Genomic DNA, 14321 nt, shown 5'->3' with positions numbered 1-14321 from the left:
AGCACCGATGAGCAAAGCCTTTCGATTGCAGTCAAAATTTCAGCCCGCTGGCGACCAGCCTGCTGCTATTAAAGGGCTGATTAGTGGCCTGGAATCTGGGCTTGCTCACCAAACGCTGCTTGGCGTGACCGGGTCGGGCAAAACCTTCACCATGGCCAATGTGGTGGAACAACAGCAGCGCCCGACCATCGTGATGGCGCCGAACAAGACCCTGGCTGCCCAGTTGTATGGCGAATTCAAGGCGTTTTTCCCGGATAACGCCGTAGAGTATTTCGTCTCCTACTACGACTACTACCAGCCGGAAGCCTATGTGCCTTCCTCGGATACCTTTATCGAGAAAGATGCCTCGATAAACGACCATATCGAGCAGATGCGGCTTTCGGCCACCAAGGCACTGCTAGAAAGGCGCGATGCGCTGATTGTGGTATCAGTGTCAGCGATTTACGGCTTGGGTGACCCCGACCAATACTTAAAGATGCGTCTGCACTTCACTCGCGGCGAGTTGATTGACCAGCGCGCTTTCCTGCGGCGCTTGGCAGAGCTTCAGTACACTCGTAATGATATGGATTTCCGCCGCGGTACTTACCGGGTGCGCGGCGATGTGATCGATATCTTTCCTGCCGACTCTGACGAGGAGGCGGTGCGGGTAGAGCTGTTTGACAGCGAAATCGACACTATCCGACTGTTTGATCCGCTCACTGGCGCTGTCCGCGGGGAGGTGCCAAGGATGACTATCTATCCAAAATCGCACTACGTCACCCCCCGGGAAACGATTCTGGGCGCCATTGATGCCATTAAAGAGGAGCTCAAAGAGCGACTGGAGTGGATGCGTAAGCATGAACGGCTGGTAGAAGCACAGCGTCTTGAGCAGCGCACACTTTACGATATTGAGATGATGCTGGAGCTGGGTTACTGCAACGGTATCGAAAACTACTCCCGCTACCTCTCTGGGCGTGCCCCCGGCGAGCCACCGCCTACTTTCTTTGATTACCTGCCCGATGACGCACTGCTATTTATCGACGAGTCCCACGTCAGCGTGCCCCAGGTAGGTGGTATGTACAAAGGCGACCGTTCGCGTAAAGAGACCCTAGTCGAGTATGGTTTCCGGTTGCCTTCGGCGTTGGATAACCGGCCCATGAAGTTTGAAGAGTGGGAGGCCATTTCACCACAAACCATCTTTGTTTCCGCCACTCCAGGCCGCTATGAGGGCGAACACGCTAGCCAGACCGTTGAGCAGGTGGTGCGTCCCACCGGGCTGCTGGATCCTGAAATTGAAGTGCGTCCGGCCAGTACCCAAGTAGACGATCTGCTATCGGAAATTGGACTGCGCACTGCAGTAGGTGAGCGGGTGCTGGTGACCACGCTAACCAAGCGTATGGCGGAAGACCTGACCGAGTATTTTGACGAGCACGGCATTCGAGTGCGCTATTTACATTCGGATATCGACACCGTCGAGCGGGTTGAGATTATTCGTGACTTACGCCTGGGCAAGTTTGATGTGTTAGTGGGCATCAACCTGCTACGTGAAGGCCTGGATATTCCCGAAGTATCGTTGGTGGCAATTCTCGACGCCGATAAAGAGGGCTTTCTGCGTGCCGAGCGCTCGCTGATACAGACTATTGGCCGTGCTGCCCGTAACGCCCACGGCAAGGCGATTCTTTACGGTGATCGGATTACTGACTCGATGCGCAAGGCGATTGATGAAACCGAGCGTCGTCGCGCCAAGCAGACTGCTCATAATGAAGAACACGGTATTACGCCAACAACGGTTACCCGCTCAGTGGCCGATATCCTTGAAGCCGCCCAGGCACCAGGCAAAAAGAGCAGTCGCCGCCGTGGCAATGAGCGCAAGGTGGCGGAAAGCGCCGCCGAGTATGATGTCACCACGATGAGCAAGCAAGATCTGCTGGGCGCTATCAGTAAGCTCGAAGACGCCATGTTTGAGGCAGCACAAAATCTGGAGTTCGAAGAGGCGGCCCGGCTTCGCGACCAGCTCCATCAAATGAAAGACAAACAGCTGGCGCTGGGCTAGCGGTATGCCAGAAGGCCCAGAAATTCGCCGCGCGGCGGATCGTATTGAGCAGCAGATAGGTGGACGGGTGATCGACGATGCCTGGTTCGCTTTTCCAGAACTTGCCGAGCAGGCAGCCTCATTTATTGGTGTTCGGGTTGCCCGAGTAGATACCTGGGGTAAAGCAATGCTGGTCCGGTTTGCCGATCAGCGCGTGCTTTATTCCCACAACCAACTTTATGGTGTTTGGAAGCTGCATAGCGAGGATAAGCCGCCTAATACCAAGCGAGCGCTGCGGGTTCGATTGAGCGCAGAAGGGCACTGCGCCAGCCTCTATAGCGCCTCCGATATTTCCCTCTGGCACGCAGAAACTCTCACCGAGCATCCTTTCTTAGCCCGCCTGGGCCCTGATTTGTTGAGTCAAGACGTGGCTCCCTCCGATGTGCAGCAGCGGCTGAATTTAAAGCAGTTTCATAAACGCAGCCTGGGGGCACTGCTGCTCGATCAGGGGTTGGTCGCCGGGATGGGCAACTATTTGCGCTCTGAAATCCTTTTTTTCTCCCAGCTTCCGCCAAGCGCTCGACCGGTGGATTTAACCCCAGAACAGCAGCAAACTCTGGCTGACTGCATCATTGATGTTACCCGGCAAGCATACCAAGCCGCAGGCGTTACTAATCGTGAGGCCTGGATTGTTCAGGCCAAAGCAGCGGGTGAGCCGCGCAGGCAGTGGCGTTTTGCGGTTTTCGAGCGGGCAGGGCTTGAATGCCACCGCTGTGGAACGGTGATTGAGCGTACAATGGTTGGGTCGCGAAGGCTCTATTTATGCCCATATTGTCAGTCGGCGTGAGTAGGGTTATACCGTTATCTTGCTTAAGAGATACCATCGACTAAAGCCCTAACCATAGTAGTCAGATAGGTGCCAGGGATTGCTGCTGCGTAAGTGCCAATACGGTATACTGGTAGCACGCTAAGACGGCACCTCCGCGGGCGCGGAGGGGAAGCCGCTGACTAGACGATAACCTAGGAGCTATTAGTCCATGACCGTGATTCGCCAGGACGACGTTATTCAAAGCGTTGCCGATGCTCTGCAGTACATCTCTTACTACCATCCTAAAGATTTCATCGACGCCATGGCCGCCGCCTATGAGCGCGAAGAGAACCCTGCCGCCAAAGACGCCATCGCACAGATTTTGATTAACTCACGCATGTGCGCCACCGGGCACCGTCCAATCTGTCAGGACACTGGCATCGTCACCGTATTCGTTCACGTGGGCATGAACGTTACCTGGGAAGCGGACATGAGCCTGGACGACATGATTAACGAAGGTGTTCGTCGCGCTTATTTGCTCCCCGATAATATCCTGCGCGCCTCGGTGCTGGCGGATCCCGACGGCAAGCGTGCCAATACCAAAGACAACACCCCGGCGATTATTCACCACTCGATTGTGCCCGGCGATACGGTCGATATTCACGTAGCGGCGAAGGGCGGTGGTAGCGAAGCAAAATCCAAGTTCGCCATGCTGAATCCCTCCGACAGTGTGGTTGATTGGGTGATGGAGCAGCTTCCGAAGATGGGCGCTGGCTGGTGTCCACCCGGGATGCTGGGGATTGGCATCGGCGGCACCGCCGAAAAGGCCATGCTGATTGCCAAAGAAGCGCTACTCGATCCTATCAATATTCAGGATCTACAGGCCCGTGGCCCCAGCAACCGTGCCGAAGAGCTGCGTTTAGAGCTGTTTGACAAGGTCAATAAGAGCGGTATCGGTGCCCAGGGATTAGGCGGCTTAACCACCGTGCTGGATATTAAAGTCAAAGACTATCCAACCCATGCGGCCAACAAGCCCGTAGCAATTATTCCCAACTGCGCGGCGACCCGTCATGCCCACTTTACCCTGGACGGTTCTGGCCCCGCGGTACTTGAAGCGCCGAAGCTTGAGGATTGGCCGGAAATCACTCGCGAGGCGGGTGAAAACGTCAAACGTGTCAACCTTGATACGGTGACACCTGAAGAGGTTAAAACCTGGCAGCCTGGTGATACGCTACTATTGAACGGTAAGCTGCTCACTGGCCGCGATGCTGCTCATAAGCGCATGGTCGATATGCTGGCCAAAGGCGAGCCACTGCCGGTGGATATGAAAGGTCGCTTTATCTACTACGTGGGCCCGGTTGACCCCATTGGTGACGAAGTCGTTGGCCCCGCAGGTCCAACCACCGCCACACGGATGGATAAATTCACCCGCACCATGCTGGAAGAGACTGGCCTGTTAGGTATGGTCGGCAAAGCAGAGCGTGGCCAAGCCGCCATTGATGCTATCCGTGACAATGAAGCAGTGTACTTAATGGCGGTCGGTGGGTCGGCTTATCTGGTCGCTCAAGCGATTAAGAAATCGCGGGTAGTGGGCTTCGAAGACTTAGGCATGGAGGCAATCTACGAATTTGAGGTTGAAGATATGCCGGTGACCGTAGCCGTTGATAGCCTAGGCACATCGGTACATCAAACCGGGCCTGCGAAGTGGAAAGAGATTATTGCCCAATCGGCGTAATGGAGTGGTAAGGTTGATTAGGCTTTAGACGCATAAGGGGCCTCGCTGACGGCGAGGCCTTGTTCTTTGTAAGGGCTTTATAAGGACGTGGCTATGACCTCCTGGTTGCTAGGGACCAGCATCTTACTGATACATCTGCTTGGTATCGTTTCAGCCATTATGGCGCTGATGTCTAGTCGCACCTCTCAGGGGGCCGTGGCATGGATCATCTCGCTACTGACGTTCCCTTATGTCGCGCTTCCAGCGTACTGGTTTTTCGGGCGTCCGAGGTTTTATGGCTATGTGTCTGCCCGCGGCCAGCGGGACACCGTGCTACGCCGGGTGCTAGTACACTACCGGGCTAACGTTCAACCTTACGTTGCGCCCTCTACCAACGCCGATATTCAGGCGGTCGAGCAGCTTGCCATGATGCCGTTAACCCATGGCAATCAAGCGACACTGCTCATTGACGGGCCAGCAACGTTTGAAAGCCTGTTCGATGGTATTGACCGTGCGGAACAGTATGCCTTGGTGCAGTTCTTCATTGTTCGCGACGACGCTCTCGGGCAACGTTTGAAGCACCATTTACAGCGTGCTGCCCGGCGCGGCGTGCGGGTCTATTTTCTTTATGATGAAGTGGGTAGCCGCAAGTTAGCCGATAGCTACCTCAATGATTTAATCAGCGATGGGGTGGCCGTCAGTGCCTTTCGCTCATCGCGAGGCTTTAAACACCGTTTTCAGCTTAACTTCCGCAACCATCGTAAAGTAACGGTAATAGACGGCAAGGAGGGCTGGATAGGGGGCTTTAATGTCGGCGTCGAATATCTCGGCGAAAATCCACGGCACGGGCCTTGGCGGGATACTCATCTCAAGCTTGCAGGACCCAGCGTACTGGGCTTGCAGGAGGCATTTTGGGAGGATTGGCACTGGGCGACGGATGAAGTGATTAGCCTGAACTGGATGGCCGATACGTGTTCCTCAGTGACCGACCACCATGTGGTGATCGTGCCTTCTGGGCCCGCCGACCGTCAGGACACCGCCAGCCTGCTCGTCCAGCAGGTCATTCATAGTGCCAAGCAGCGCCTGTGGGTGACCAGCCCCTATTTCGTCCCTGACCAGGGAGTTCAGGATGCGCTCCGGCTTGCAGCGATGCGCGGCGTCGACGTTCGGGTGATGATTCCGGAACGCCCCGACCACTTGTTGGTTTTCCTCTCTGCGTTCTCATTTCTACCCGATATGTTAAGGGCGGGTGTTAAAATATACCGTTATCTTCCTGGTTTTTTACATCAAAAAGTCATGCTGGTAGACGACGAAGCAGCCACTGTAGGGACAGTCAATTTGGATAATCGCTCGTTTCGGTTAAATTTTGAGATTACCGCGTTTATTCCTAGCCGCGATTTTGCTACCAGCGTCGAGGCGATGCTGGAAAAAGACTTTGCTCACTGTCGGCGTATCACCATCGATGAAATTAACCAGCGCCCGGTATGGATGAAAGTCGTTTCGCGGGCGGCCTATTTAATGGCCCCGGTTCAATAGATACGTCAGCCTAAAAGGAAAATCGAGATGCTCAAACGCAGGGTGAGACAAGGAGTCATGGGGTGAATCTTGAAACAAAATGGCTGGAAGATTTTGTAGCGCTAGCCAATACGCGCAGCTTCTCTGCGTCAGCACGCCAGCGACACGTGACCCAGCCGGCCTTTAGTCGCCGTATTCGCGCGTTGGAGCAGGCCGTTGATGTCACCTTGGTAGATCGTTCAACTACCCCCGTGGGGTTAACGCCCGAAGGGCAGCTGTTTTTGGTTACTGCGCGCAATCTGGTCGAACAGTTAAACGAATCGCTTAGCCATTTGCGTGGTCTCTCTATCGCCAATGAGGCGCTGGATATTGTCGCGGCGCACTCCCTGGCATTGAGTTTTTATCCGCCTTGGATCTCCCGCCTGCAGCAGGGCTTGGGCGAGTTGCCGACCCGCTTGGTCGCCATGAATGTGGGCGAAGCGATTCATGTGCTGCGGGAGGGCAACTGCGATCTGATGCTCGCTTATTACGACCCCTTTGCGACGATGCAGCTGGATGCTGAAGTGTTTCCCTCTTTTTCGATTGGTAAGGTTAATATGCTGCCCGTTTCGTTGCCAGACGAGCATGGGAAAGCAAAGTTTTCACTCCAGCACGACACCTCCATTCCCTATCTTTCGTACACCCAGGGGGCCTTTTTAGGGCGCAGTGTGCGCATGCTGCTGAAAAATGACCCGCTGCGTATGAAGCTGCGTACGGTATATGAAACGGCCATGGCTGAAGGCCTGAAGGGAATGGTATTACAAGGCGTTGGCGTCGCATGGATCCCCGACTTTTGTATTCGTGAAGAGCTGAAAAGTGGCCGTTTGGTGAGGGCAGGCGACCCTAGCTGGGATATCCCCCTGGAAATCCGCTTATATCGCTGCTCGATGGTGCATAAGCCCGGCGTAGAGCGTTTATGGCGGCAGATGATGAAGCTGCCGCGGGATTTCCTACAAGCCTAGGGCCTGTTGACGTTTAGCTACTGCCAAAATCTGCGGGTAGCCCTAAAAAGTTCTGAATGATGAAGAAGTGATCTTCAAACAGGCTGTCGGGCTCGAGATCTGCAAGTGCTACCCAGCGCGCATGATCACCGCCTTTAACGGGCTTTAGGCGTGGCAACTGCTGATCGGGGCGTAGCGCAAAATAGAAAGCTTCCGCCAAGGTGCGCCCGCGCCAGCTGCGATGGGGTTCATCAAACAGGCGTTGCCCACGCAGCGAGCCTTTGAGTACAGGCTCAGGAATCTTTAAGCGAATGCGTTCGCGAAGTTCACGCAAGCAAGCATCCAGCAGCCGTTCATGGGGGTTAATAAACCCTCCCGGCAGGGCATAAAGGCCTTTGCCCGGTGCCGCCGTGCGTCGTACCAGCAGCACATGGCCTGACTGCACGACCACTGCGTTGACCGTGACAAAAATAGGCGGGTAGGGCGCGTGAGCCCAGGCCTGACGGTACTGATCCAACAACTGCTGCTCTTCGATCAGGCGCTGATAGGCGCCCTCATTGCAAAAGTGTTTGACGCTCTCCACCACCCCTGGCGGTAAATCGTGGTAAGCGCCGGTACTCAGGTAGTCATTCGTTGAGCTCGTCGAGCGAAACAGTCGCTCACGTATTTGGCTGGCTGAAATCCCCTCCACCGACGGCACGCTGACAGACTCCCACTGAGGAAACAGTGAAAGGTAGTAGCTTGACTGGCCGCGGCTGGCTCCGATCAAGCCAATACGTGGTAGGCGAGCATTGGCAGGTGCAGCTAAATCGCGCACTTTGCGCTGCACATCGCGCACCCAAACATCGTCGTTATAGAGGGCGTCGAGTAGCGGGGTGATCTCCAAGCGTTGATTATCGGCGTCGTCAAATCCCGCGCGAAGCATGGCTTGTCGTTCGTCGAATCGCCAGGGGTTACGCAGTGAGCGAGCCTGCCAAGAAGAGCCTACCAACACAATGACCTGCCGTGCGCGTTTGAGCGCTTCACGAATGACCGCGAGATGCCCCAGATGTGGCGGCTGAAAACGGCCAATAAACACCAAACAGTCGAAATCGCAGGCAGTCGCAGAGCGCGAAGTATCAGTGGCCATCCAAGCTTCCTTTTTCGTTTGGTGAACTCAGAGATGCAACCTACCAGAAAACTGCGCTAAACGCTGTGGTTAGGTATGCTAGAAAAATAGGATGTTGATAACGCTTATAAAAAGCCCCGTTACCCAGAGCACAGGGAGTGAATATGATTAAACGCGCCGCTATCTTTTGGTGGAAAGTAGTCCAAGACGCCACGTCACTATGGTTGGAGCGTAATGCCTTTAGCTACGCAGGTTCGCTAGCGTTCTATACACTTTTCTCATTGGCGCCTACCATTATTATCGCTGTCACAGTTATCGGTGTCGTGATGGGAGAAGAGGCGGCTCAGGGACAAATTGTAGCGCAACTGCAAGGTACCTTAGGGGTTGACGCAGCTGTCGCTATTCAAGACGCCGTCGCTCAATCCAGGATTGAGGAGTCGGGTATCCTGCCAACGCTATTGGGCGTAGGAGCCCTGGTGATTGGTGCAACAACCGTTTTCGCCCAGATGCAATTTTCGCTCAATACCATTTGGGGCGTAACGGCAAAGCCCACTTCTAATAGCGCTTTACGCTTTCTTAAAAGTCGATTGCTATCGTTAACAGTGGTGCTCTCCATCGGATTCATACTGATGGTATCGCTGGTATTAGGTGTCGTTTTGCGCGGTATGCTCCAGGCCGCCGATAATTTGGTGCCTTATGCCAGCTTGCTGACAACGTCAGTTGAGTCGCTGGTCTCGCTGGCTGTCGTTACCTTACTATTTGCCACCATTTTTAAAGTACTTCCCGACGTTGTGTTGCGCTGGCAAGATGTGTTGATTGGTGCTGTCGTCACTGCCGTACTGTTTACTATTGGGCGCAGTGTAATCGCGATTTACCTGGCGTATACGGCTACAGCATCTACCTATGGTGCCGCCGGGTCGGTGGTCATGATTTTGCTCTGGGTCTACTACAGTTCACTAATATTGCTGTTTGGGGCGGCGTTCACCCGCTCACTGCTGTTACGCCGTGGCCGCCCGCTGATTCCGCGCAACAGCGCAGTGATTGTCAAACGCGAGTTTGTTTAACACTCCGTTAAGAAGCGCCAAGGTAAGGAGATAAGTATGAGTGATTGCTGTGTACGTGCCCTTGTGACCGGTAAGGTGCAGGGTGTCTGGTATCGCCGTGCCACCCAAGAGAAAGCTCTTCAGCACAGTATCACCGGCTATGCCAAAAACTTGCCCGATGGCCGGGTTGAAGTGTTGATGTGTGGTCACTCCGACGCAGTCAAGCTGCTAAGCGAATGGCTATGGCAGGGCTCAGAAGGTGCACAAGTTACCCATGTAGAGCTCGAGGTGCTGGATAACTGCCGCGCCCCGAGCCACTTTGCCACCCAGTAAAGCCTATTGGGAGCCTCTAATGAGACGGCAGGTCTCTATTGGGCACCTTTCCATTCAAGGATATTGTTAGCTGTCAGGCTAACAATATTCTGGCGCGCTTCTGGTGTAATCCAGGCGTTGTGAGGCGTGACGATTAAGTTTAGCGGCTCGCTGAGCGCATCCAGCAGTGGGTGCCCATCTCTGGGTGGTTCAGCGGGCAGCACATCAACGCCTAATCCACCCAGCTTGCCGCTGCGCAACGCCTCTAACGCTGCCACTTCATCGATAACCCCGCCGCGGGCGCAGTTGACCAGTAGTAGTGAGTTCTTGGCGCGCGCTAAGCGCTCCCGGTTGATCAAGTGCTTGGTGGCCTCGCTCAACGGGCAGTGCAGGCTGATAACATCGGCATCGGGAAGCAGGTCGTCCAGGGCAGGCCGCTTATCATTAGCTTCGTTGCCGGGGCGGGCGGCAAAGGTGACCTGCATGCCAAAGGCCTCCGCCAAGCGTGCTACTTCGGTACCTAGCTCGCCTTGCCCGACCATGACGAGCTGTTTGCCTGCCAGTTGGAGCGTTGGGTAATCCTGCAAGCAGAAGAAAGCGCTACGCTGCCACTCGCCTGCGGCAACATCGCGCTGATATTGGGGAAGACGATTGGCTAACGCGAGCATGAGCATCAAAGTGTGTTGGGAAACGCTAGCGGTGCCGTAAGCCGCCACGTTTTTAACGTCAATGTCGTGTTCTTTTGCACTTTCAAGATCGATATTATTGAGGCCTGTCGCCAATACGCATATCAGCCGCAGTTTTGGCAGTTGCTGCAGCGTTTCGGCGTCCAGCACGACCTTGTTCACGATCGCTATATCGGCGTTAGCAAGGCGTTCCCGCGCTTGTTGCGTGGTACTCTGCTCAAACACCTCAAGGTTTGAAACCGTCTCTTTAATGGCGGCCAAATTGATCTCGGGGCCGAGACTTTGCGCATCCAGTATCACCGCATGGGGCATTTTCTTCTCTCCATTAACCGCAGGGGGCTGTATAACCTTGCTCGTCAGGGGGCACAAAAGGGTATAATGGCGGCGCTTTATCAACCGCAGCCTTGGAATTTACCCCGACTGGCCACATATTGCAGCCTGGCAGCGTTTGTGTTCGCCATTGTTCTTTCTTTTCAGAACGAGTCTTTTAGATAGAACTGGATTTGTCAGAGCTGTTTCCTTAGAGCTGAGTCGTTAGAATCAGTTCTGTCAGAACTAAGCTTGTCAGGGTTGAGCTTATTAGGAGTCATTAAGATGCCCATCTATGAATATGAGTGCAAGGCCTGCGGCCATCGCATGGAAAAATTGCAGAAGATTAGCGCCGATCCTCTCAAGGATTGCCCTGCATGCCAAAGTGATGGCTTGGAACGGCTTGTCTCGGCAGCGGGATTCCGTTTGGCCGGCGGCGGTTGGTACGAAACTGATTTCAAAACGGGTAGCAAAAAGAACCTGGCCGCTGATGGCAAAACTGCCTCTGCAGATGCCGGTAAATCAAGCGATTCCAGCGCTACCGCTAAGAGCGACACTCCCAAAGACAAGGGCGCCGCGGCATAGCCGCGGCAGTCAGGGTCGGGACGCCCGCGACACACTCATTGCCACGTAACAGAACAGGATTTGACATGCGCAGCCATTATTGCGGCCAGCTAAACGAAACTTTGGTGGATCAAACGGTTACGGTATGCGGATGGGTTCATCGCCGCCGTGACCACGGTGGGGTAATTTTCCTCGATATGCGCGATCGCGACGGCATCGCACAGTTCGTGGTCGACCCTGATACCGCCGAGGCATTCGCTAATGCCGACCGTGCCCGCAGTGAATTTGTCCTGCGTATCACTGGTCGCGTTCGGCTGCGCCCAGAAGGCACCCAAAACGCCAACATGCCGACGGGTATGATTGAAGTGTTGGCAAAAGACGTTGAAGTGCTCAACACCGCCGTTACCCCGCCATTCCAGCTGGATGAGCATGGCAAGGTCGGCGAAGAAGTGCGCTTAAAGCATCGCTATATCGATCTGCGTCGCCCGGATATGATCGAGAAGCTGCGTCTGCGCTCGCGTATTTCGCATAACGTGCGCGCGTACCTCGAAAACCAAGGCTTCCTGGATATCGAAACGCCGGTACTCACCCGCGCTACGCCAGAGGGTGCTCGTGATTACCTGGTGCCTAGCCGTACCCACGCGGGTAGTTTCTTTGCACTGCCTCAGTCGCCGCAACTGTTTAAGCAGCTGTTGATGGTGGCGGGTTTTGACCGCTACTACCAAATTGCCAAGTGCTTCCGCGATGAAGACCTGCGCGCTGACCGTCAGCCTGAGTTCACCCAGATTGATATCGAGGCGTCGTTTGTGGAAGAGAACGACATCATGGGCATTACCGAAGCCATGATTCGTCAGCTTTTCCAGGACGTGCTAAAAGCCGAACTCCCTGAGTTCCCGCGCATGACCTGGCAGGAAGCGATGGATCGCTTCGGTTCCGATAAACCGGATCTGCGTATCCCGCTGGAACTGACCGATGTGGACGACCTGATGCAGCAAGTCGACTTCAAGGTCTTCTCTGGCCCTGCCAGCGCTGATGATGGTCGCGTCGCGGCGCTGAAAGTGCCCGGCGGTGCCAAGTTGTCGCGTAAAGAGATCGACGAGTACACCAAGTTTGTCGGCATCTACGGTGCCAAAGGGTTGGCGTGGATCAAGGTCAACGAGCGTGCTAAAGGGCTTGAGGGTCTGCAGTCGCCGATCGTCAAGTTTATGGAAAACATCGTTGAAGAGCTGCTCGACCGCGTGGGTGCAGAAGATGGTGACATCATCTTCTTCGGTGCCGATAAAGCCCGTATCGTTAACGAAGCCATTGGCGCGCTGCGCGTCAAGCTCGGTGCTGATCTGGAGCTCTATACTCAAGAGTGGGCGCCACTGTGGGTAGTCGACTTCCCAATGTTTGAAGCCGACGACAGTGGTCGCCTGAGCCCGCTGCACCACCCCTTTACCGCGCCTTCCTGCACACCGGAAGAGCTCAAGGCAGACCCCGCCAATGCGCTTTCACGCGCTTACGATATGGTGCTCAACGGTACCGAATTGGGCGGCGGCTCTATTCGTATCCACGATCAGACCATGCAGAGCACGGTGTTTGAGATTCTAGGCATCGGTGAAGAAGAAGCCCAAGAGAAATTTGGCTTCCTGCTGGATGCACTTCAGTATGGTGCACCGCCTCATGGTGGCTTAGCCTTTGGCTTGGATCGCTTGGTCATGCTGATGGTCGGTGCCAAAACTATTCGTGAAGTCATCGCCTTCCCGAAAACCCAAAGCGCTGCCTGTTTGATGACCAATGCACCGGGCGAAGTCAGCCCCGAGCAGTTGAAAGATTTGAACATCCGCCTACGTCAGAAAGTCAAAGCGGAACCCGCCGCCGAATAAATCGGTTTGGATGGCTGCTCAACACCGACGCCACGGCGTCGGTGTTTTTGTATGTTCTAGTCACACGAGTATCGACGCCATGGAAGAGCAAAAGCCCGTCGTACCCATTCGCATTTTGGGCATAGACCCTGGCTCCCGGGTAACCGGTTACGGGGTGATCGACATTATTGGCGTTAAACCCTGCTACGTAGCGAGTGGCTGTATCCGCACGGCAGAAGGGGCCTTGGAGCAGCGCTTGGCGCAAATTTACGCCGGTCTTAGCGAAGTCGTCGGCCTGCATCGACCCTCCCAGGTGGCCATTGAGCGGGTATTTATGGCCAAAAATCCCGATTCAGCGCTGAAGCTTGGCCAGGCTCGGGGGGCGGCAATGGTGTGTATGGCCAATCATGGCTTGAGCCTTGCCGAGTACGCCGCGCGGCAGATCAAGCAGGCGGTGACCGGCCAGGGCGGCGCGGACAAAGAGCAGGTGCAGCATATGGTGACCGCCATTCTGCAGCTCTCCGCTACTCCCCAGGCCGATGCCGCCGACGCGTTAGCCATTGCGTTAACCCATGCTTATAACGGCTCTGTGTTTAGCAGCCATGGCTTGCCCGCTGCGCCATCTCGGGGCCGCCGTCGCTCAACTGGACGCTGGCGGCTTTAATTCCCGCTGTACCGCTGGCTGAACTACTGGTCACCTGTACAGAGTCGCTTTATAGTAATCACCTGTTTTTCACTCTATTTTTTTCATTCCGGTGCGAGCGTATTTATGATTGGACGTCTGAGTGGTCAGCTAGTGGCAAAGCAACCTCCCTGGATTGTGATCGACGTTCATGGCGTAGGTTACGAACTGGAAACCTCAATGAATACGCTGGTCGCACTTCCTGCAATTAACGAGAGCGTCTCATTATTCACCCATTTAACCATTCGTGATGATGCCCACTTACTCTATGGCTTCGGCCGTGAGCATGAACGTGCTCTGTTCCGCGCCTTGATCAAGGTCAATGGCGTAGGGCCCAAGCTTGCACTCGCCATCCTGTCGGGTATGGACGAAGACGCCTTTATGCGCTGCGTCCGTGATGACGACAGCAAAGCGCTGACAACCCTGCCAGGAGTGGGTAAGAAAACCGCAGAGCGGCTGATTATTGAAATGCGCGACCGTTTTCCCGAGTGGGAAGATGGCAGCGACGCGCTACTGCCCCTTGAAGCCACCAATGGCCGTGCTTCTACCCGCGATAGTCTTGCCGATGCGGAAGCCGCGTTAGTTAGCTTGGGGTATAAACTGACTGAGGCGTCGAAAATGCTCGCCGATATCGACCCCAATCAGTCTACCGAAGCGCTGATTAAAGCCGCGCTCACCCAGCGCATGGGTGGCTAAGCAGGCAGCGGTGTGAGTACGAAATTGTGAGTAGTGGATAGACCTT

13 protein-coding genes are annotated in these 14321 nt (G+C 55.0%); 11 read left to right on the top strand and 2 right to left on the bottom strand.

Annotated elements, in window-relative coordinates; genetic code table 11:
* The first annotated feature begins 7 nt into the window (after nt 1-7).
* From uvrB to HZS52_RS17035, 5 genes are all read left to right on the top strand, one after another.
* Nucleotides 8-2032 (top strand): excinuclease ABC subunit UvrB, encoded by a 2025-nt coding sequence (gene uvrB, locus HZS52_RS17055; protein ID WP_138801033.1) that lies wholly within the window; start codon nt 8-10, stop codon nt 2030-2032.
* A 4-nt stretch (nt 2033-2036) separates the two neighbouring features.
* Nucleotides 2037-2858 carry an endonuclease VIII gene (nei, locus tag HZS52_RS17050; RefSeq protein WP_190373215.1) on the top strand — a complete coding sequence of 274 codons (822 nt, stop codon included), beginning with the start codon at nt 2037-2039 and terminating at the stop codon, nt 2856-2858.
* A 190-nt stretch (nt 2859-3048) separates the two neighbouring features.
* Nucleotides 3049-4554, top strand: coding sequence for a fumarate hydratase (locus HZS52_RS17045; RefSeq protein ID WP_190373214.1), 1506 nt, complete (start codon nt 3049-3051; stop codon nt 4552-4554).
* Nucleotides 4555-4647: 93 nt separating this feature from the next.
* On the top strand, nt 4648-6069 hold the full coding sequence (gene cls / locus HZS52_RS17040; protein WP_190373213.1) for a cardiolipin synthase: 1422 nt from the start codon (nt 4648-4650) through the stop codon (nt 6067-6069).
* Nucleotides 6070-6131: 62 nt separating this feature from the next.
* Nucleotides 6132-7049 (top strand): LysR substrate-binding domain-containing protein, encoded by a 918-nt coding sequence (locus HZS52_RS17035; protein ID WP_009286686.1) that lies wholly within the window; start codon nt 6132-6134, stop codon nt 7047-7049.
* 13 nt (nt 7050-7062) lie between these two features.
* Here the strand turns inward: HZS52_RS17035 and HZS52_RS17030 are convergent, their stop codons facing one another.
* Nucleotides 7063-8157, bottom strand: coding sequence for a bifunctional nicotinamide-nucleotide adenylyltransferase/Nudix hydroxylase (locus tag HZS52_RS17030; protein ID WP_190373212.1), 1095 nt, complete (start codon nt 8155-8157; stop codon nt 7063-7065).
* A 143-nt stretch (nt 8158-8300) separates the two neighbouring features.
* On the opposite strand from HZS52_RS17030, the gene HZS52_RS17025 reads away from it, so the two are divergent.
* Nucleotides 8301-9200, top strand: coding sequence for a YihY/virulence factor BrkB family protein (locus HZS52_RS17025; RefSeq protein ID WP_027959413.1), 900 nt, complete (start codon nt 8301-8303; stop codon nt 9198-9200).
* A gap of 36 nt (nt 9201-9236) precedes the next feature.
* Nucleotides 9237-9512, top strand: a complete 276-nt coding sequence (locus HZS52_RS17020; protein ID WP_027959414.1) for an acylphosphatase — start codon at nt 9237-9239, stop codon at nt 9510-9512.
* Between the two features lie 35 nt (nt 9513-9547).
* Here the strand turns inward: HZS52_RS17020 and HZS52_RS17015 are convergent, their stop codons facing one another.
* On the bottom strand, nt 9548-10489 hold the full coding sequence (locus tag HZS52_RS17015; protein ID WP_190373211.1) for a D-2-hydroxyacid dehydrogenase: 942 nt from the start codon (nt 10487-10489) through the stop codon (nt 9548-9550).
* A 282-nt stretch (nt 10490-10771) separates the two neighbouring features.
* Here HZS52_RS17015 and HZS52_RS17010 point away from each other — a divergent pair, with 282 nt between their 5' ends.
* The 4 genes from HZS52_RS17010 (at nt 10772) to ruvA (ending at nt 14275) form a co-directional block, all read left to right on the top strand.
* Nucleotides 10772-11071 carry an FmdB family zinc ribbon protein gene (locus tag HZS52_RS17010; protein ID WP_133732523.1) on the top strand — a complete coding sequence of 100 codons (300 nt, stop codon included), beginning with the start codon at nt 10772-10774 and terminating at the stop codon, nt 11069-11071.
* 65 nt (nt 11072-11136) lie between these two features.
* A complete protein-coding gene (gene aspS, locus HZS52_RS17005; RefSeq protein WP_022523491.1) occupies nt 11137-12918 on the top strand; it encodes an aspartate--tRNA ligase in 1782 nt (593 codons plus the stop codon).
* Nucleotides 12919-12997: 79 nt separating this feature from the next.
* Nucleotides 12998-13561 (top strand): crossover junction endodeoxyribonuclease RuvC, encoded by a 564-nt coding sequence (ruvC, locus tag HZS52_RS17000; RefSeq protein WP_027959417.1) that lies wholly within the window; start codon nt 12998-13000, stop codon nt 13559-13561.
* A gap of 105 nt (nt 13562-13666) precedes the next feature.
* The gene (ruvA, locus tag HZS52_RS16995) at nt 13667-14275 is read left to right on the top strand and encodes a Holliday junction branch migration protein RuvA (protein WP_009286690.1); all 609 of its coding nucleotides are present in this window, start codon (nt 13667-13669) and stop codon (nt 14273-14275) included.
* Nucleotides 14276-14321: the final 46 nt, after the last annotated feature.

The sequence above is a fragment of the Vreelandella titanicae genome (assembly GCF_014697095.1).
GTDB classification, from domain to species: Bacteria; Pseudomonadota; Gammaproteobacteria; order Pseudomonadales; family Halomonadaceae; genus Vreelandella; species Vreelandella titanicae.
Note: the sequence above shows the minus strand (reverse complement) of the source record. Positions and strands in the feature narration are given on the sequence as shown.

Coding starts and splice junctions, on each gene's coding strand:
- HZS52_RS17015 (WP_190373211.1), bottom strand. CDS start 10,489: ATGCCCCATGCGGTGATACTGGATGCGCAAAGTCTCGGCCCCGAGATC.
- cls (WP_190373213.1), top strand. CDS start 4,648: ATGACCTCCTGGTTGCTAGGGACCAGCATCTTACTGATACATCTGCTT.
- HZS52_RS17025 (WP_027959413.1), top strand. CDS start 8,301: ATGATTAAACGCGCCGCTATCTTTTGGTGGAAAGTAGTCCAAGACGCC.
- uvrB (WP_138801033.1), top strand. CDS start 8: ATGAGCAAAGCCTTTCGATTGCAGTCAAAATTTCAGCCCGCTGGCGAC.
- HZS52_RS17020 (WP_027959414.1), top strand. CDS start 9,237: ATGAGTGATTGCTGTGTACGTGCCCTTGTGACCGGTAAGGTGCAGGGT.
- aspS (WP_022523491.1), top strand. CDS start 11,137: ATGCGCAGCCATTATTGCGGCCAGCTAAACGAAACTTTGGTGGATCAA.
- nei (WP_190373215.1), top strand. CDS start 2,037: ATGCCAGAAGGCCCAGAAATTCGCCGCGCGGCGGATCGTATTGAGCAG.
- ruvC (WP_027959417.1), top strand. CDS start 12,998: ATGGAAGAGCAAAAGCCCGTCGTACCCATTCGCATTTTGGGCATAGAC.
- HZS52_RS17010 (WP_133732523.1), top strand. CDS start 10,772: ATGCCCATCTATGAATATGAGTGCAAGGCCTGCGGCCATCGCATGGAA.
- HZS52_RS17030 (WP_190373212.1), bottom strand. CDS start 8,157: ATGGCCACTGATACTTCGCGCTCTGCGACTGCCTGCGATTTCGACTGT.
- ruvA (WP_009286690.1), top strand. CDS start 13,667: ATGATTGGACGTCTGAGTGGTCAGCTAGTGGCAAAGCAACCTCCCTGG.
- HZS52_RS17045 (WP_190373214.1), top strand. CDS start 3,049: ATGACCGTGATTCGCCAGGACGACGTTATTCAAAGCGTTGCCGATGCT.